Below are 18,407 nucleotides of genomic sequence, written 5' to 3'. Positions count from 1 at the left end.
TTCGTAGAAATTTATTGCGCCGTGACAATTTTTGCAGATTTTGGTAAAAGCCAGGCTTAGCATAAAGCCGCGCCTAGCTCAAATTTAGCGGATTTTCGCTGGTGTTTCAAAAACTTACCTCGGCGAGTTTTGATTTTAGCAGCTCGACGAATTCATCCAGCTTCATATCTTTTTGTTCTCTAGTCGTGCGGTCGCGCAGAGCGATGGCGCTATTTGCCACTTCGTTGTCGCCTAGTACCGCGATCATAGGCACGCGTTGTTTTTCTGCGGTACGGATGCGTTTGTTTAGACTCTCGTTTTTGCTCGCGATTTCGCTATCTACGCCGATTTTGCGAAGCTCTTTAGCGACGGTTTTGGCGTAGTCTAGGTGCGCGTCGCCAATCGGCACGATGACTACTTGCGTAGGCGCTACGAAAAACGGTAGCTCGCCGCCCGTGTGCTCGATTAAGATCCCGATAAATCGCTCAAAGCTTCCTAGTAGCGCGCGGTGTAGCATGACGGGTTGCTGGCGTTCGTTATTTGCGTCGATGTAGCCCAGATCAAAGCGCTCAGGCAGGTTAAAATCGACCTGGATCGTGCCGCACTGCCATTTTCGTTTTAGCGCGTCGGTGATTTTGATGTCGATTTTTGGACCGTAGAATGCGCCGCCGCCTTCGTCGATACCGTACTTAAAGCCGTTTTCATCAAGCGCTTCTTTTAGCGCTTTCGTCGCCGTTTCCCAAATTTCGTCCCCGCCGATCGCTTTTGCGGGCTTGGTCGAAATCTCCATCTCGTAGTGGAAGCCGAAATTTTCCATTATTTTGCCGGCAAATTTTAAAATTTCTAAGATATTTTCTTTGATTTGGCTTGGCATACAAAAGATGTGCGAGTCGTCCTGGGCAAATTCGCGCACCCTAAAAAGCCCGTGTAAAACGCCGCTTTTTTCGTGGCGGTGCACGACGCCGTATTCGAAAAATTTAAGCGGCAAATCGCGGTACGAGCGGATATCTGACTGATATACCTTGATGTGGCCGACGCAGTTCATCGGCTTTATGCCGTATTCGGCCTCGTCGATCGTCGTAAAGTACATATTTTCTTTATAGTTTGCGTAGTGGCCGCTCTTTTTCCACACGTCGGCTTTTAGTAGCTCAGGACCTCTAACCGGCTCGTAGCCTCGGTCACGGTGCGCTTTGTATAAAATTTGCTCTAGTTTGGAGCGCAAGCGTCCGCCGTTTGGTAGCCAGATCGGCAGGCCACCGCCGACTTCTTCGTCAAATGTAAATAGCTTCATCTCCACGCCTAGCTTCCTGTGATCGCGTTTTTTGGCCTCTTCGATGATGCGGATGTGCTCTTTTAGGCTCTCTTTATCGGCAAATGCCGTGCCGTAGATGCGGTTTATCATCTCGCGCGTCTCGTCGCCGCCCAGATAGGCTCCTGCTACGCGGGTTAGTTTAAAAAATCTTAAAAATTTGGTATTTGGCAAGTGCGGTCCGCGGCACAAATCCTCGAAATTTCCTTGCTTGTAGCTGCTGACTTCGCCTTCTGGGATGCGTTTTAGCACCTCTTGTTTTAGCTCGTCGTCTTTAAATTTATCGCTCATAAAGGCTTTTGTGGAGCTTGCTTTGACGATGTCAAGCTTTGCTTCGGCTAGCTCTTTCATCTTGGCTTCTATCGCCTCTAGATCTTCGTCGCTAAGCTTGCTGTTAGCTTCATCGACCTTAAAATCATAATAAAATCCGTCCTCGACGTTTGGTCCGACGAAAAATTTGGCCTGCGGATAAAGCTCTTTGATCGCCTGCGCCATGAGGTGCGCACAGGAGTGTCTGATGACGTTTAGCGCGTCTGGGGAGTTGTCAAAATAAATCGGTTCTGCGGCGTTTTCTCGCCCGTTGATACTCTGGGTATCGACTATGTTTCCGTCCAGTTTGTATGCGATGATATCGCTCATTTTACGTCCTTTTTATCGAAACATCTTTCTTACGCTGAAAGAATTGGGCTTGATTTTAGCTAAAATGTTTTTAAGCTTTACTTAATGTTTTATTTGATTTGGGTTTAAACGGCGGTCAAATTTGAGTTTTGAATATAATAGAATATATTGATTAAATTTTAAATATTGTTAAATCGGTAATATTCTCAATATAGTTTATTATATTTTAAGAAAACTAACGCTAATATTTCATCGAATGAATCATGCATTTATCTCGTCTTTGCACTGTTTTGATTCATTTTTCTCCCAAATTGCGCAAAGGAGTGGTTGCCTTTGCGCTTTAATCATTAAATTTTACTTCAAAATAAAACATAATATACTTTTGGCTTTAGTGGGCAAATTTGACGTTTGGATTTACGATGCGAAATTAAGTAAAATTTGATGAAATTTGAATCAAAAGAAGCGAAATGGTGGCCCCGAATGGACTAAAACTATACCGCTTTACATACGATAAAATCGTAGTTTAAGGTTTAAAATTAGAATATTTCTTACCCAATTTCTTACCTAATTGTGATTATTGCCTTTTGGCTTAGCATAAATTTTAATATCTCGCTTGCCAAATTCATAATAGTCTATGCCGGTTATTTGGTAGGTGTTGTCTCTAAATTTGATCTCGTAGTCGATCAGGCTCTGATCTTTTAAAACCTCATTGTAATTTACCACGAATAAAATCTCGGCTTCAGATTGAATTTGCGCTCGCTCGTAAGCCTCTTTTGCCGATAGTTGCCTTATGTAAGCCCAAATATCCTTTAGCAAGTATTGCTGCTGTTTTTCAACCTCGCCGTATTCATTTCTGGTCGAGATGTAACCTAATATACTGATCTTTTTATCTTTTATCATCGCAAAGCCTTTCAAATTCTGTTAAATGTTCGCACAACCCGACGTAAGCGTTTAGTAGTGATGCCGTGCCGTCTATTCTTTGGCGCGGATTGTTGCTCTTTACTGGGATTATGTTTGCGTTCCTATCCTCTACGACTCCAGTATTACTCAAGCACCATTTTAGGATCGGGCTATTGTTGTAATTTACTCTCTTAGCTTGCAAATCAGCTCCTAGGATTTGCAAGGGTAGTGATAGGGTTTTAGCCCCCTGAATGCATCTAATCATCTTAAAGCCCTCTGTTTGCATTTCATCCACCCAATACCTAGCCGAATAGCTATCATAGTAAATCCATAGCACCGTAATCCCGTTTTGTTTGACTTGCTCTAAATACCACGCCGTAACGTCCGAGTAGTCTATGGTGTTCCCGTCGCAAAGCCTTAAAAGCCCGTTTGCGTGCCAAATATCGTAAGGTATCTTGTCTTCTTTTATTCTAGTCTCCAGGTTGTCTCTAGGTATCCAATACATCTGCTTAACTAGCCTTTCGCCGTCGCTTATCGTTACTAGCGTAGCGCAGGTTAAATCAGTCGTTATTGATAGGTCTGCTCCGCCTATGGCGTATACGTTCTTAAATTTAGACTCGTCGTAGGTTTTTGGATTGTTGATAACGTCAAAGCTTAGCCATGCGTTGCGCGAGCTCTCTCTAATGTTAAAATCTTTAGTAAGGATGCCGATTAAATCTTTCGGGCTGTTTTCTGCTCTTTTGGCCTTATCTGATAAATCGGCGTATTTTTTAATACTTCCTAGCCCTGGATTTGCTTTGATCCATTTTTTCTCGTCTTTCCATTCGTCTTTGCTATCAAGCTCATAGATGATAGGTAAAAAGCTATCGTCTTTGAAAATGCCGTCTGCGATATTACAAGCATATTCGTAAATATCGTCGAATATACACTCTCTGACCGTGCCGGCAGTCGTGATCATAATTACCAATGGTTCACGGCGCGCGGATTGGCTTTGCTTCATAACCTCGTAAAGATTTCTGTCTTTTACGCCGTGAAGCTCGTCGATAACTACCAAATGGGAATTTAGCCCGTCCAGGGTGTTGCTATTCTTGCCTAGCGGCATCATCTTGGACATATTAAGAGAAAAATATAAATCGCTCTTTCTCTTTTTTAGAAATTTGCTAAGTTGCGGGCTTTGCTTTACCATATTTAAGGTTTCGTCAAATACGATCTTGGCTTGCTCTTTTTTGGTAGCTACCGAATAAACCTCCGCGCCCGCTTCGCCGTCTGCGATCAGCATATAAAGACTAAGGCCTGCTAATAGAGAGCTTTTACCGTTTTTTCTAGCCACCATAAAAAAGGCCTCTTTGTATTTTCTTAGTCCCGTCTTTTTATCCACAAAGCCGAATAGCGCAGAGATAAAAGCTTTTTGAAATAGATCTAGCTTTAGCGGACTGCCGGCCCATTCTCCTTTTGAGTGTTTGCAAAATTTCTCTATAAACTCGATAGGCCTTAAAGCTTTTTTCTCGTCGAATTTATACTGGCCGCTTTTGTCTTTCATGTCGTTTATTAGCTTGTCGTAAATTTTTTCTACTCTTTTGCTGACTAATATTTCGCCCGTTTTAATTTTGCGATAATACTCTTTTATGAAGTTCATTATTTGCTCGAGATAAAATTTATCAGCTCGCTATCGTCGGCTGGAGACGGATTTTTATCTATCAGCTCCATAAGCTGCCTATACACTAGCGAATACCGCTGAATGGTCGTGTTGTAGCTTTTTAGCGCGGAATTCTCTCTAATAAAGCTTTGTTTGCCCTGATTAAATTCCTCTAAAATTTCGCCGTTTTCCACTACTTCTTTGAGTCTTTGCATAGTTTTATTCATAAATTTTAACTCGGTTACCAAATCTTTTGCCACTTTTTGTCTACTTTGCGGCGCAAGCTTGATAAGCTCGTCTAGCTCGTCATTACTTGATATTTTTCTTACTTTTGCCATATTGACCCCCTTGTGGTTTTGCCCTGGAGGGAATTTAGAAACTCCCCCGCCGATTTTCCCCGAAACTTAGATTAAACTTAAGACGGGGGCTACTTAGCTAAAATCTACCCAAAGACCTTAACTAAATCGCCGTTCTCGTCAAATTTTAATCCCTCTACCGTGCAGCTTCTCTCAAAGTGTTCTTTGTTGTGGCAGTCCTGACAAAGCAGCTCCAGGTTCTCCCAATGCAATGTTAAATTAAAATCGTTCTGATTGGCTTTGCTTAGATGCTTTTTGTGATGGACTATCCTACCTATACCGCCGCAACGCTCGCATATTCCGTTCTGAGAAATATAGTAAGCGTTGCGCGTCTTTTTCCAATTTTGGCTTTGATAGAATTTATTATCAATGCTTCTCATCTACTAAACCTGGCTTTGAGCGATAACGCTTTTAAGAGATTATCTATAACCTTGCTTAGCTTCTCACTCTCGCTTTGCTCGGCGTTGTACCAAAGTATCAAGATAAATTTACTTAGCTGTTTGGCTAGCGGCTCTTTTTCTTGCGCCCGCTTGTTTAGCCCGGTGCTTACCTCGATATAATCAGGGATTGCATTTAGCAACCCCTTTATTATTTCGTCGTTCTCGTTGCCGTCGAGCCTTAGCCACTCTCTAGCTTCCGCGACCTCTATCATCACGCCGCCCTTGATAGTTTGATAAAGGCTTCGTCTACTATCGGCTTGCAGTCAGCTATTGCCAAAGCCCTATAATCTATCTTGCCGGACTTAAAGCTTGACTGCGTTGAGCTTTCAAGCATTATGCCGCTTGGTAGGTTGTAGCCTAGGTAGTCAAAGTTTCCGAATATTACGTTATCATTTGCCATGTAGTCATCCACGATAACCTCAAAGCCTAATATTTTACCTACGTTCTCACTCTTTGGATCAAGCACGAATATTGGGCGTCCGTTTGTGTCGGTTAGGCCGTAGAATAGATTAAATAGCGTTGCGTTGCTCATCACCCATTTAGCGTTTGACGCATAGCCTCGCTTTAACGCTCCCGCTACTTTTACCACGTCGGCATAAGTTAGTCCGGCTTTTTTGAATTCAAAGTGGTTGCTGTCTTTTACCCAAGATATACCGCTTAATACGCCTTTGCCCTGATTAGTTCCCGTGCCGTTGATAAGTGCATCCGAGATACAATTCATTACCGAGCTTTGAAGTTCTTCTATGATGTAAGCCTCAAATGCCGATATACTCATTTTTGAGGCGGCTACCGATAGAGAAAAGACTTTCATTATCTCGTAAGCTTTAAAATTAACTATTGCAATATCCGGTCTTTCCTCGCTCACGTCCGCGCCCTCTGTGTGCCAGCTGGCTTTAGCAGTTGGAGTTCCTACCGGTATATCCATATTACACGGCATCGCAAAGCCTCGCGAAACTCCGATCGTGCCGCCTTGCGTTCTAGCCTTACTTATTACTTCGTTTAGCGTAGATGTAGGGATTACGCCTGCGACATTGCTTAGGCTTGCAAAGCCAGACGCTCTTAGCTCCATCTGCGCCGCATTCATAGCTCTTTGTTCGGTCGCGTTTAGCGGTTGATTTAGTAAGGTTTTGAAAAAAGCTTGCTTGTATTCGTTTGTACCAAATACGTCTTTTGGCTCTGCGCTTCTTACCTCAAAGCTCATATTGTCAAGCTCTTTTAACCCGTCCTCTTTGCTTCTAGTCTGCTTTTCGCCTAGATGCGCTTTAGCTTCTTTTAGCCCGTCGATTTCGATATTTATCTCATTCATATCGATATTGGCGTTAGTGTTGATCTCTTGTTTGATCTCCTGCGCTCTAGCTTCAATTTCTTTTAGTGTTTTTGTTTTGTAGTGATTAAAGGCTTCCGCCACGGTCTTAAATTTCATCGTTTTTCCTTTAGTGTAAAATTATGTTGTTTAGTTCGATAAGCTTTTTTGTTCGCTCGTCGTCGTTAAAAGCGTTTATCCTACTCCTAGCCTCTACGCTTGTCGCGCTGTATGCCGGATATGGCGTTACGCTAACCTCGTATACCTTATCTATCTTATGAATAGTTCGGGTCTTGCTCGCTCTGTCGTAGCTGTCTCCGCCCTCGCTCACTTTAAAGCCGAAACTCATTGCCGTTAAGTCTCCGCGCTTTACAGCGGCGTATATCGATTTGGCTTCCGCCGTATCGGGTAAAGTAGCTATCATTTCAAGCCCTGCCGAGCTTTTATTAAATTTCATCGTTTTTGGAGTTCTTGCTAGCGGCACTTTTGAATTATCGTGGTTGTATAAAAGCCTCGTGTCGCTTAGATCGCACCCATCAAGCGCAGTCGGTAATATAACCTCATTGTAGCTTAGTCCGCTATCGTTTATGGTGGCCGTTTGGTTAAAGACTATCGGCAAACCTGTTAGTATCATATCCTCACTCGCCTTGATCTCGCAGCTTCTGATTTCTTTCATTTCTACTCTCCTACCTGATATTTATTAGCCTTGTCTGCATCTACTACGTTAAGCGTTTGAAGTCTTTTATCTCCGTCTTGCACGGCCGGTAAATTTAAAATTTCCAATGCCTGATTTATACTAAGCAGCCCATAAGGCATAAGCTCGGAAATTAAATTTATTTTAGTGGCGTTGCTTGAGAATTGAAGTCTACCGCTCTCAAATGTAATATAGTTTTTAAATTTAATCTCTCTTTGGGTGAAAATCTTTCTAGTAAATTCTAAGCTCATCTGCACGGCCAAAGGCTCTATGACGCTCTCGTAAAAAGCTCCCCATTCGTTCTCGTTGTAGTTGCTCTTTACGATATTTTCGCTAATGCCCAAATAGTCGTAAATTTTATTTTTTATCGCAGCTAGCTGTTTATCGTCTATGCTTACGGGCTTGCTCTCGATCGGTAGAAATGAGCTTTTGGCATCTGTTATCACTACGCCGCCGTTATTAGACACACCTAAAAAGTCTTTTATAAACCGCTCGCGCATCTTTGTCATTTCAGCATCGGGTAGTACCTGCTCGTATTTCATAATGCCTCTGATATTGGCTCCGGCTTTTATGGCGATATTTAGCCCCTCGTTTTGAGTATGAGCCAAATCTAAAGTATTGTTGATCGCATCGTTGCTGTCGCCGAAATATTTAGAGCTATTAAAATGACGTCTTAGGTGAATAATATTTTTGTATTTTTGGATTAACTCCCCGTCTTTAGCGATAAACCTAATATAAAGCTCTCCGCGTCCATCCTGCAAAAAGGCTGCGTTGGTCGCATCGATAGGATAAAAACCTTTGATACCCGTTTCGTCCTCATCTATCAAGATAAAGGCGTTATTATGAATATAAAGGCGAGTTACTACCTTATACAAAAAATCGTAAGCGTTCATTAGTTCGTTTGGTTGAATTTGGAGTAAGTAGTTAATGTTGCTTACGGCTTGCTTGTTTAGCTCGTCTTTGATGACGTGCGAGCCTTTGAGTTTTGCGGCGTTCCTTGCTATCGCATCGATCGCCCCTCTGTAAATGTCGCTTGAGTATGCATCGCCGCCGAATGCTCCAAATGTGTTTTGATTAGCGATCAAGCTAAATTCTTGCGGCTTGGGTTTTCTTTTGAAAAAATTAAAAATCGTCTTCATCTCCTAGCTTCCTAATATTTGGATATTCCACGATCTTACCGTCTTTAATGATGGCGGCTACGAATTTTATATTTATGCCCATAACTCTTTTCCCGTTTTCGTTAAGCCATAGCATAGATTTATCTTGTATAACTTCGTCGCAGGTCCGGCAGGGCTGATTAGTAAAAAGTACGGTTATCATAAAGCCTATTATAGCTTTTTATTGTAAAGTTTTCAATACTAAATATAATAAAATCTCTATATATAGGCATTATATTAAATATTGAAAAGTAGATTATGGTATTTTTAACCCTAATCTAATCTCTTATTTTAAAACCCTGCATCAGGGCTGATCCTAGCTAGGACAATATCGCTTCCCTAGTGCGCTTCCCATATCTACAAAGCCGGTAGGGTCGTTCATTTAGAATTAGGCTTATTCAAGAGGGCAAATTCGCCCCCTTTGATAAACTTAATTTGCCTGCTTTTTCAAAAACTCATCTAAATACCTGCGCTGTTCCTCAACGTCCGGCACGTTCGCCCAAGGATTTGCCCATTTATCCAAAAAGCTTTTTAGGCTCGCCTGCGTTATGCTAATAGTTTCTATCATCTCGCTTATGAATGTTCTTTCCTCGTCGGTTAGCTCATCCGTATCCTCTTTGTCGTTTAGGAAAAAATCGTAATATCTTTTATTGACCTCTAGCGCCTCGATAAACTCTAACGTCTGGAGACAAAACTCCTTTAAGTATTCTGGTCTATCTCTGTAAAAAATAGAGGCTAGCTCGCGCTCTATTTTATTCTCGTCTATCCGTATAATTAACCGTCCCTCTTCGTCCATACGCCTAGGGTTAAAAATTTGCGGGTTATTCTTTGATAAAGCCACCCTGCTGGCTTCGTAAAAGGCATTCATATTTTTCATCATTAATCTCCTTGTAATAGTTTTTCCATCTCTTCGCTTCCCTCATCGGTCGCATTATCTATTCTAAGCTCAAGCAGCTGCTTGGATAGCTCTATTTTCTCGTCTACCAACTCCTCTATGCGTTCTTTTAGGTCAATTATCTCTAGTCTGAGTCCCTTGAGTTCGTCGGTTGTGGCCTCAAGCATTATTTTTAAAGCTTCTTTTTTGTCGGTTACGCAAGCTAGCGAGCAATAAAGCTCGTATGCTACGTCGTAAATAGCCTTATGCGACAAGTTGTCCACCCCGCCCGCTCGTTCTGCAAGTAACTTATTAAAGCTCTCTTTGCTGCCGTCTTTTGGTGTAAACAAAATCATTTCTTTATCTCCTCTCTTTGTTCTTGGTTTTCGCTCTCCTGATCCGCGTTTTCTACATAATCCCAAAAAATACCCTGGTTAAGCGCATGGGCTTCATCTGCTAGTTCGTCGATAGTTTTAAAGCCTAAATGCGCAGCCCTTACGGCTCTTTGCAGGTTTTCAAATCTATCTTTTAAAAATCTGACTTGCTCCTCTAGCTCTGTGATACGGGTGTCGGTATGGACTAAAATCATTTCTTTGCCTCCTCTTTTTTCGGTTAGCTTCTTTTCTGCATATTGGGTTACGGCCTCCGCAATATCATCAATAACGCCGCTTAAAAAATAGCCCGCATTTATCTTGTAGCCTTTTGGAGGTGCGGCAAAGCTAATACTAGCGTGCTGATGTTGCTTAGCGCACTTGGTACTTCGTCCGCCAGGTCTAGTTCGTCATTTATTTCAAATACGAGTTTCATTTCTTCACTCCTTTCGTTTTCTCGTCAATGTAGCCTTGGGTGGCTATTGCGGCTCCGCCTATTAGCGTAGATAGAAAATAGTTTACGTTCTGCTCCGCTTTCTCGTTCGTTCCTACGGCTTTCTGATAATGCGGCAAAGCCTCTACGAGGTATGCTATTGCGCAAAGTGCATCAGGCAATTCGTTTTCTATGTCTAATGCATCGTCAAAACTTAGTGTCATCTGGGCTCCTTTAAAAGTATTTTGTTGTATTTATGATTTAATTATACAACATTTTACGATATAAGTCAATACTTAATACAACTTTTAGCAATAATTTTATAGAATAATACAACTAATTGAGATATGGAGTTAAAAATGAATAAAGAGAGATTTAGTGAAGAATTAAAAAAACTAAATATAACAAAAAAAGAATTTGCCGACATGTGCGGAATTTCTTATATGACTGTAAATAATTGGAATGATGAAAATAGACCTATTCCGGCTTGGGTCGATAGCTGGATACAAAACTACAAATTTAAAAACTTCTATGACGTCGTAAAAACGGAATTTGATAAACAAAAGGATATTTGATGTTTTACTTCCCGCAAAACGCTAGCGTATTTGTTTTTCTGCTCGTTACGTTTGTAGCTTATAGAGTCTACAAAAATATGGCTAGAAATAGCGCTTTGCACGATGCCGAGCTTAAAAGCGTGAAAGAAATGTATCAAAGAGGCTATGAAATACGCCTTAGCGATCTTAAGCACGTTACGGAGGAAGAATTAAACGATCTGCATATAAAATTTATACTTTGACGTTTCTACTTCTAAAAACTATTTAGATTGAAATCTAAAACCCAAAAAAGTTATGACACTATGACAAATTACTCGCCAGCTCCCTAAAATACGGCGTTTGATTGTCATAAATTATGTTATGACACCTTATGACACTATGACAATTTTATAGTCTCTGTCATATTGTCATAGGCTGTCATAGACTGAATTATGACACACTAACCCCCTAGAATACGGGCTTAGCGGTCATTTTGTCATAGTGTCATACAAATTCTAAATAATAGATATGATATTCCCATTCTCTATTTTTAATTTTGACTTGGTTAGGTTTATTAGCTCGTTTTTTGTCATATTGAATTTTCTATAAACTTCTCTTGCACCCATGGGTAACCTCTGTTTTTTTACAAAATCTAATATTTTATCCGCTAGTTCTAATTTATCAGATACGGTTGTGTTTGTGATCTTGTCGATTAATGGGCTAAAATCAAGATACCCTCTTAAAAACTCAATTCCTTTTTTTACCGTCTCATCGGATACTAAGTGTTCAAATTTATACTCTTTGTTGCTTTTTTTGCAGTCTCTGTATTTGGTAAATTCTTGCAAGTAGTGCAACGTTATAATAATAGAGCTTAGATTATAGGTTGTTCTTCTGTTTGCTAGACTCATAACCTTATATATCGTGCTATTACTTTGCTTGTATAGCCTACTGCTCTCTTGCTCGGCAGCCCTAACCCCTTTTGCAAAATTAATCAAAATATCATTAGTGGCTAGGTAGTTTCTATTTATTTCATATCCTGAAAATTCTTTTGCAAATTCGTAAATCTCGCTAGATAATTCCATGCATTCATTTTCTTTATGTGCCGGAATAGGAATTATTTGCGTATCCTTATAGTCTAGCTCATCTTCGCAATAAACCATAATACAACGGTTAAAAAAGCCGCCCTCTAAATGGTGCATAAGCTGTTTGGATGATAAATAGGCCAGGTTTGTATCGGCATAAAAAAAGAAGTTGGCTTGTTCTATGTAAGGCTCCGCATGGGCATTAATTTTTTGGCTAGGCGTCTTTATCCTATCCTTTCCATGTGCCGATACTATAAAGTCAATTATTGCGTCTTTATCCATTTTTAGGGTATTTCCTAGTTCTTCCATCTCTAGTATTTGCGTTTTTGTGGTTTCAAAGCACTGGCATAACCCTTCCAGGCTAGTATTTTTCTCGTGAATGCTACCTATGAGTTTATATTTTTTATCTGCATCTGCCTTTGAAATTTCCTTATCTTCAATCATTTGCCTTATTCTGTCTTTTTGCTCCTGCCTTGCTTCACGATCCGATCTACGTATGGGATCAAATAGTAGCTTGTTCTGAGTGCTAAAATTTATACCTTTTCCCACTCCGCTATCGCTTAGATCAAGCATATAAAAACCGCCCACTCTAAGGCCGCCATGCGATAGTAAAAAAGCGAGATTTTGGATCGCTTTTAGTTCTATTTGGGGATATGTGCTAGGAAGTGATTTTTTTAAAAGACCGGTATAGTCATTAAGCCAGCCAATACCAAAATCAAACTGCGACATATACCTACGCTTTAACCTATCGCTTTCTTCTTTTGTAATTTCTTCAATCTTCTCGGTGCTAGGTTTAGTTTCTTTGGGTATAATCTCTTCATTCTCATAGTTGAAGTCCTTTCGCCTAGCTTCCCTCGCTTTTTGGCTAGGCGAGGCTTTTGTTTCAGGTTCGTATCTATCTGCAAACGACATACTAATTCTCCTTTATTAATCCGTCTAGTATATTTTTAAATTTGTTCTCATAGTGCTTGTTGTCATTGGCACTAAACCTTATAAACTCGTAAAAATACGAGCCCACTAGCTGCACATCGGCATCTAGCTCTTTGTTCAAAATTTCCTTAGTCGCATCGTTTAAGCGTCTATCAAAAAGTATAATCTTTTTGCTCTGATAGGCCTTTAGGGCCTCTGTAAATTTAACTCCTGCGCTAAATTCGAATTCATCTTTGAAACATAGATAATCAAAGCCTAAAATCTCGAATAAAGGCGCATCCTGATAAGCTCCGCTTACCATCAATACGCGCCTGCCCGTTATCTTTTGGATGCAGATATTGGCGTTTCCGCTTCTAAACGGATCGCTTTGCGAGTAAAGCTCATTGTATAGCTCGCAATTAGCATAATCCAAAACGCGCATAAAGTGGCCTTTGTCGTTTTGTAGTATCAGAGTGATTTTATTTTTGGTATTTAGCCCTAAAAAGCCTACTAGGGTATCAAGGCCGCCAAAACTATCAAAAAAGCGTCTATCGTAAGATTTGTAAATTTTACCAAACACGCCTTTTTTATCATTTTGTAGGGCTTTTGTTAGCCTTTGTCTTTGAGCTTGTAAAATATCCATATCAAGCCCCTATCAAATCGCGCAGCTCGGCCTCGAGCTTGGCTAGTTCGCGGGCTCTAGCTTCTTTTTCCTCTCGCTCCTTTGCCACTCTTAGCTCCAGCTCTCTTTGCCGCAAGAATTCTTTGGCTTCTTTGATCTCTTTTTCGCTGTCTATCCCTAGCCTATATTCGTTGGCCCGGCTACCGTTTCCATAATGTCTCATAGTCTATCCTTTTTAAGAGATTAGATTAGGATTTTCTTGACTTTTTATGGGCAAAGGGTATAATAATCGTCTCACTTATTATTATAGTTCCTTGTCTTGCCCTTAAAAAGCTAGACAAGGATTTATCCCTTTTGTTCGTTATTTAATAGCCACTCATTAATTCTTTTTCTGCTGTAGCGTATCACTCTGCCAAATTTACTAAACGGTAATGGGTTTTTATCGCCCAGCTGTCGTTTTCTCATGCGCATACGCTCCTGGGCTGCTATGTTCAAGCCGATTTCTGCTTCTAATTGCTCGGGGGTCATCCATTCATCAGCTAAACTTTGAGGTGTTGGTAGTGGTGTGGTGTTCGTATTGTTTGAAGTGACTAACATTGTAAATACTCCTCTTTTAATTTTGATTTGGAGTATTTTATTGCATAATGAGAAAAACCTTAAACAATTTTATTTTTAAAAACTAAAAACAATTTTGAGAATAACGCATGGAGATATTTTATGATGTAAAATGAGTTTTTTTCACAAATTTTTTTAAAACATTTAAAAGCTCATTTCTTTCAAACTCTTCTTTTGGAAGATTGTATATTTCAGCAATTCTAAGAAAATGTTTTTGATAATGCTCTGTAAGATCTCTTCTATTTTCGTATTTTTTCTCCATACTAATTCCTGAAAAGAAATTCATTTTAGCAGGCGTTTTGTAAGCATCTTTTAACATCTCTTTGTAGTTTGAACATCCTTGAAGTGCTATTGTTTTAATGGTTTTTAAACTATTTGAAGTTGGTATTCTTAATGTCTCTAAAATTTCCCTTTCTTCAACAGAAAGTATTAATGGATTATTTGGTATATATTCATCCAGTAGATATTCTACTACTTCAATATGATGGCTAATCTCTTTTTTTATCTTATCTATTTCGTTAAGATGCTGTATTCTCTCTTTTTCGTTTCTATTAAGCTTATAAAAAAGATTACAAAATTCTACTATTAAAAATGCTATCATTAGAGCGATATTTTTTGTTATACTTTTATCTTTAACTTTTGATTCGTGAAGCCTATTAAATATATATATTTTTGAATTAAAATCATTGTCTTCAATTAATTTTTTATAAAAATCAACTGTATTATCAGATGCTACTAATATCATAAATGCCCTTATTAATTCACTCTGCAATGTGTAAGTATCGTTATTTTCTTTTTTAACATTTTCAGTAACTTCATCAATAATTTTATATACATCATTCGCAAATTCTTTGTGTTGCTTGTCAAAATTTTCATCTTTTTTATATAATTCATTAAGTTTTATATGCAGTTCGTGTGCAATTTCTTTATTTTCTTCAGAAGATACATCAATGCTTTTTAGTTTATCTTCTAATTTTTTTATCATTTCACCATAGTCGTTGTAGCCTTTTTGATAAAAACTATCTTTAGATTTCAAATTATTGTTAGTGTGTTTTTTACCATATCCCTAAATCTTCTATCTTATTAAGGTGATCGCCATACCACTGCATCAGCTTGACTCTTACATCATCCTTTGCCATCTTGCGCTGGTAGTGTTCTTTTATTTGATTTTTCTCTTTATGTGCCAGACTAGCCTCGATCGCTTCCTCTGTTACGCCATATTTTAACAGATCCGCTTTGTTCAAAGTGCAAATGGTCCTAAACACCGATCTAAAGCCATGTGCCGTTGCTAGCCCTTTGTATTTATTTTTGTACCCCATGTTCTTTATTGCTTTATTTATAGTTCCGCTTGCAATATGACCCGTTTCCGCTTGTATGCTAGGAAAAACATATATACTATTCTGACTATACCTAAACTGTTCTTCTAAAATTTTAAGGGCATAAGTGTTTAAAAATACATGGTGGGTTTCTCTCATTTTCATTTCAGTAGGTCGTATAGTCCAAATCCCGTTTACCATATCAATATCTTCCCATTTAGCCTCGGCCGTATTCCCGGCTCTATTGCCTGTAAGTATTTGTAGGTAGATGGCCCGCTTTGTATTAAGCTCAACGGTGTTATTGTTTTTCAAATCTTGGATAAACTCTTTTATCAAATCATCATCTATTAGCGCAGGATGTCTTGTATCAATTCCATTTTTCTTATTAAACAATTTAGCTGTTGGAAAATCTTCACTCAAATACTGCGTCGGATCGAGAGAAATATAGCCGTCTCTACAAGGTGTTTTAAAAATATCTTTCAGATACCCTATTATTCTGTGGATCGTCTCAAGTCTTGATTTGTTGGGGTTATTTGGATTAAAGATGGGCGTTAATAAAGATTTTAAGTCCGATGCCTTTATATCTTTTACGTCTTTGGTAGATAGCGAGGGCAGTATATACGTATCTAAGCGACTTTTGATTTTTACATAGTAGCTCTCAAGAGTTATGGCCTTTTTTTGATTTAGCCATTCGTTGGCTAAATTACCAAAAATATACTTACTGCTTTTGTGATCAAGGCTTTCTAGACTCTTGCCCTGTTCTAGGTTGTTCAATATGCCTAATGCGTCTTTTCTTGCCTCTTCTACGCTATAAATGCCAGGTCTAAAGTCTTTTAGCTTTTTCCGCTTCTTGTCTTTTAGCCTAATGAAAAAACTTTTAAGCCCGCTTGGGTTAATGGAGATGTATAGTTCTTTTGGGGCTCCTACAGCCTTAATATACTCTTTGTCTTTTGGGTCAAGTTTTCTTATATCCCGATCTGTTAAATAGTTTCTTGAAACATTGGCCATTTTATCGACTTCTTACCTAATAAATATTTCTTACCTAATTTCTTACCTTTTAAAACTACAACGAATTATATTTGAGTAAAATTAAAAAATACCTAAATGCATATAAAAGTGCCTTTTATAGGGTGTTTATTGAGTAAAATTAAACCGAAATGAATATTAAGAATAGGTGAAAATGGGGATAAATGGTGGCCCCGAATGGACTCGAACCATCGACCACTACCATGTCAAGGTAGTGCTCTACCAACTGAGCTACGGGACCGAAAAATGGAAATTTACCCAAAATAATATTGAAATTAGCTTAAATTTTGCGATTTTTCGTAAAAAGCAAAATTTGAGCGCGGTCACATTTCGTCAAATTTGACCATGCAGGGCAGTCTCAAAATAAAAATACATAAAGATTATATTTTAGTAGAAAAGTCTTGATAAATATTAAAAATAAAATCTCATAAATTCATATCTTCTCGGTCAAATTTACATTAAATCCCCTAAATTTAGGGATATTTATGACAGAGCAAATTTTTAATAAAACTCACAGCAAACTCACGATATTATAATTATAATGCCATTATGATATTTCATCCAAAGGAGAATGTATGCAAGAGCAAATGTCAAGACGCGACTTGTTAAAGCTAGGTATGGCGAGCGCGGGTGCGCTAGCACTTGGTGCGGTAAATGCGCAAGCAAGCGCGTTAAACGCAAAAGACGTCAAATTTGACGAAGAGTGGGACGTGATCATCATCGGCTCGGGCTTTGCGGGGCTTGCGGCGGGCTTAAAAGCGGCGCAAAAAGACAGCAAGGTACTAATCCTGGAAAAAATGGGTCGCATCGGCGGCAACTCCGTAATCAACGGCGGCGGCATGGCGGTCGCAAACAACCCGGTGCAAGCAAAAACCAACATCAAAGACAGCAAAGAGCTATTTATCGCTGACTGTCTAAAAGCCGGCCTTGGCATCAACCACACCGAGCTTTTGGAGACTTTAGTCGATCGCGGTATGGACGCGTATAACTTCCTCGTTGAAAACGGCGTTCAGTTTAAAGAGCACTGCGCGCACTTCGGCGGTCACACCGTAGCTCGCTCGCTGCTAACGACAAACGACTCGGGTTCAGGCTACATCCAGCCGATGCTTGAGAAATTTGAAGCGCTAAAAGACAAAGGCTGCGAGCTTCGCCGCCGCGCCAAATTTGACGACTTCGTGCTAGATGATAGCGGCCGCGTCGTGGGCGTAACGATCAGAGAGGAGTATAGATTCGACGATAAGCTTTACAGCGACGATCTAGAAAATACGAGCGGCACGAAAAAAACGCTAAAAGCAAACAAAGGCGTCGTTTTAGCGGCCGGCGGTTTTTGTCGCGATAAAATTTTCCGCAAGCTTCAAGATCCGCGCATTCCCGACGACGTCGATAGCACAAACCACCCTGGAGCGACTGCTGGCGCGCTACTAAAAGCATTTGAGATCGGCGCGTATCCGGTGCAAGTAGACTGGATACAGTTTGGTCCGTGGGCGAGCCCGGACGAAAAGGGCTTTGGTACGGCTCCGATCCTAACTCAGCAAGGCACCTTTAAATACGGCATCGCGGTCGATATTCGCACCGGCAAGCGCTTTATGAACGAGCTAGCCGACCGCAAAACACGCGCGGACGCCGAGTTTAAAATTTTACGCGAAAAACCAGGCGCATATCCGATAACCTTCGCCGACACCAAAATGGCGTTTAAAGACCTAAGCGAAGAGATCATCCAAAAAGGCATGGGTAGCGGCAAGATAGTTGGCGAGTGTGCTACGCTCGATGACATCGCAAAAAAATACGGCGTACCTGCCGACGCGCTAAAAGAAACCGTCAAGAAATATAACGAAGGCGTCAAGGCTAAAAAAGACGAATTCGGCAAACAAGAAAGCGCGCTAAGCGAGATCAACGAGGCAGGACCGTTCTACGTCATCCGCCTATCGCCAAAGCCTCACCACACCATGGGCGGCCTAAAGATCAACGCCAAAGCCGAGGTTATCTCAAGCAAGACGAATAAGCCGATCCTTGGCCTTTATGCCGCAGGCGAGATCACAGGCGGTACGCATGGCGCGAGCAGACTCGGTACGGTTGCGATCACCGATTGTATAGTGTTTGGGATGATTGCCGGAGAAAATCTGGCCTAAATTTGCGGCGTCTTTTGAGTATCTTTGAATGAGTTTGAAATTTTAAGTCTGCGGCAGACTACTTGTCTAGCCTTGACTTAAAATTTCTGCACAACATTCAAATCC

Annotated in this window: 22 protein-coding genes and 1 tRNA gene; 3 read left to right on the top strand and 20 right to left on the bottom strand. The window is 40.2% G+C overall.

What is annotated here, in order from left to right; all coding sequences use genetic code 11:
• Positions 1-106 precede the first annotated feature (106 nt).
• The 13 genes from thrS to Q0394_RS06770 form a co-directional block, all read right to left on the bottom strand.
• The gene (gene thrS, locus Q0394_RS06830; protein WP_298946374.1) at positions 107-1,927 is read right to left on the bottom strand and encodes a threonine--tRNA ligase; all 1,821 of its coding nucleotides are present in this window, start codon (positions 1,925-1,927) and stop codon (positions 107-109) included.
• 543 nt (positions 1,928-2,470) lie between these two features.
• A complete protein-coding gene (locus Q0394_RS06825; RefSeq protein WP_298791792.1) occupies positions 2,471-2,806 on the bottom strand; it encodes a phage head closure protein in 336 nt (111 codons plus the stop codon).
• Positions 2,793-4,442 carry a terminase TerL endonuclease subunit gene (locus Q0394_RS06820; protein WP_298946373.1) on the bottom strand — a complete coding sequence of 550 codons (1,650 nt, stop codon included), beginning with the start codon at positions 4,440-4,442 and terminating at the stop codon, positions 2,793-2,795. Before Q0394_RS06820 ends, Q0394_RS06825 begins: the two co-directional genes overlap by 14 nt.
• Entirely contained in the window at positions 4,442-4,780 is a 339-nt protein-coding gene (locus tag Q0394_RS06815; protein WP_298946372.1) for a hypothetical protein, read from the bottom strand. Before Q0394_RS06815 ends, Q0394_RS06820 begins: the two co-directional genes overlap by 1 nt.
• Before the next feature lie 104 nt (positions 4,781-4,884).
• On the bottom strand, positions 4,885-5,178 hold the full coding sequence (locus tag Q0394_RS06810; protein WP_185898160.1) for an HNH endonuclease: 294 nt from the start codon (positions 5,176-5,178) through the stop codon (positions 4,885-4,887).
• The gene (locus Q0394_RS06805; RefSeq protein WP_298946371.1) at positions 5,175-5,450 is read right to left on the bottom strand and encodes a head-tail connector protein; all 276 of its coding nucleotides are present in this window, start codon (positions 5,448-5,450) and stop codon (positions 5,175-5,177) included. Before Q0394_RS06805 ends, Q0394_RS06810 begins: the two co-directional genes overlap by 4 nt.
• Positions 5,450-6,661, bottom strand: a complete 1,212-nt coding sequence (locus Q0394_RS06800) for a phage major capsid protein (RefSeq protein WP_298946370.1) — start codon at positions 6,659-6,661, stop codon at positions 5,450-5,452. The genes Q0394_RS06805 and Q0394_RS06800 overlap by 1 nt, the downstream gene beginning before the upstream one ends.
• Before the next feature lie 10 nt (positions 6,662-6,671).
• On the bottom strand, positions 6,672-7,217 hold the full coding sequence (locus tag Q0394_RS06795; protein ID WP_298946369.1) for an HK97 family phage prohead protease: 546 nt from the start codon (positions 7,215-7,217) through the stop codon (positions 6,672-6,674).
• 2 nt (positions 7,218-7,219) lie between these two features.
• The gene (locus Q0394_RS06790; RefSeq protein WP_298946368.1) at positions 7,220-8,374 is read right to left on the bottom strand and encodes a phage portal protein; all 1,155 of its coding nucleotides are present in this window, start codon (positions 8,372-8,374) and stop codon (positions 7,220-7,222) included.
• 448 nt (positions 8,375-8,822) lie between these two features.
• Complete coding sequence (locus Q0394_RS06785) at positions 8,823-9,272, bottom strand: hypothetical protein (RefSeq protein ID WP_298793318.1); 450 nt, start codon at positions 9,270-9,272, stop codon at positions 8,823-8,825.
• Positions 9,272-9,622, bottom strand: a complete 351-nt coding sequence (locus tag Q0394_RS06780) for a hypothetical protein (RefSeq protein WP_298793316.1) — start codon at positions 9,620-9,622, stop codon at positions 9,272-9,274. Before Q0394_RS06780 ends, Q0394_RS06785 begins: the two co-directional genes overlap by 1 nt.
• Positions 9,619-9,855 carry a hypothetical protein gene (locus Q0394_RS06775; protein ID WP_298946367.1) on the bottom strand — a complete coding sequence of 79 codons (237 nt, stop codon included), beginning with the start codon at positions 9,853-9,855 and terminating at the stop codon, positions 9,619-9,621. Before Q0394_RS06775 ends, Q0394_RS06780 begins: the two co-directional genes overlap by 4 nt.
• 214 nt (positions 9,856-10,069) lie before the next feature.
• Complete coding sequence (locus Q0394_RS06770; protein WP_298793313.1) at positions 10,070-10,294, bottom strand: hypothetical protein; 225 nt, start codon at positions 10,292-10,294, stop codon at positions 10,070-10,072.
• Positions 10,295-10,429: 135 nt separating this feature from the next.
• On the opposite strand from Q0394_RS06770, the gene Q0394_RS06765 reads away from it, so the two are divergent.
• Positions 10,430-10,645, top strand: a complete 216-nt coding sequence (locus Q0394_RS06765; RefSeq protein ID WP_298793311.1) for an XRE family transcriptional regulator — start codon at positions 10,430-10,432, stop codon at positions 10,643-10,645.
• Complete coding sequence (locus tag Q0394_RS06760; protein ID WP_298793309.1) at positions 10,645-10,866, top strand: hypothetical protein; 222 nt, start codon at positions 10,645-10,647, stop codon at positions 10,864-10,866. The genes Q0394_RS06765 and Q0394_RS06760 overlap by 1 nt, the downstream gene beginning before the upstream one ends.
• Before the next feature lie 252 nt (positions 10,867-11,118).
• Here Q0394_RS06760 and Q0394_RS06755 read toward each other — a convergent pair whose 3' ends face one another.
• The 7 genes from Q0394_RS06755 to Q0394_RS06725 all read right to left on the bottom strand — a co-directional run bounded on the left by Q0394_RS06755 (position 11,119) and on the right by Q0394_RS06725 (position 16,414).
• Complete coding sequence (locus Q0394_RS06755) at positions 11,119-12,597, bottom strand: hypothetical protein (RefSeq protein ID WP_298946366.1); 1,479 nt, start codon at positions 12,595-12,597, stop codon at positions 11,119-11,121.
• A gap of 1 nt (position 12,598) precedes the next feature.
• A complete protein-coding gene (locus tag Q0394_RS06750) occupies positions 12,599-13,237 on the bottom strand; it encodes a hypothetical protein (RefSeq protein ID WP_298946365.1) in 639 nt (212 codons plus the stop codon).
• Between the two features lies 1 nt (position 13,238).
• Positions 13,239-13,439 carry a hypothetical protein gene (locus tag Q0394_RS06745; RefSeq protein WP_298946364.1) on the bottom strand — a complete coding sequence of 67 codons (201 nt, stop codon included), beginning with the start codon at positions 13,437-13,439 and terminating at the stop codon, positions 13,239-13,241.
• Positions 13,440-13,561: 122 nt separating this feature from the next.
• Complete coding sequence (locus Q0394_RS06740; protein WP_298793299.1) at positions 13,562-13,813, bottom strand: hypothetical protein; 252 nt, start codon at positions 13,811-13,813, stop codon at positions 13,562-13,564.
• Between the two features lie 118 nt (positions 13,814-13,931).
• Entirely contained in the window at positions 13,932-14,867 is a 936-nt protein-coding gene (locus tag Q0394_RS06735; protein WP_298946363.1) for a hypothetical protein, read from the bottom strand.
• A gap of 19 nt (positions 14,868-14,886) precedes the next feature.
• On the bottom strand, positions 14,887-16,155 hold the full coding sequence (locus Q0394_RS06730; protein WP_298946362.1) for a site-specific integrase: 1,269 nt from the start codon (positions 16,153-16,155) through the stop codon (positions 14,887-14,889).
• A gap of 183 nt (positions 16,156-16,338) precedes the next feature.
• Positions 16,339-16,414: transfer RNA gene (locus tag Q0394_RS06725), tRNA-Val, on the bottom strand.
• Between the two features lie 334 nt (positions 16,415-16,748).
• On the opposite strand from Q0394_RS06725, the gene Q0394_RS06720 reads away from it, so the two are divergent.
• A complete protein-coding gene (locus Q0394_RS06720) occupies positions 16,749-18,302 on the top strand; it encodes a flavocytochrome c (RefSeq protein ID WP_298946360.1) in 1,554 nt (517 codons plus the stop codon).
• The last annotated feature ends 105 nt before the right edge of the window (positions 18,303-18,407 follow it).

Origin of the sequence: uncultured Campylobacter sp. (assembly GCF_938039205.1) — a bacterium.
Taxonomy (GTDB): Bacteria; Campylobacterota; Campylobacteria; order Campylobacterales; family Campylobacteraceae; genus Campylobacter_A.
Note: the sequence above shows the minus strand (reverse complement) of the source record. Positions and strands in the feature narration are given on the sequence as shown.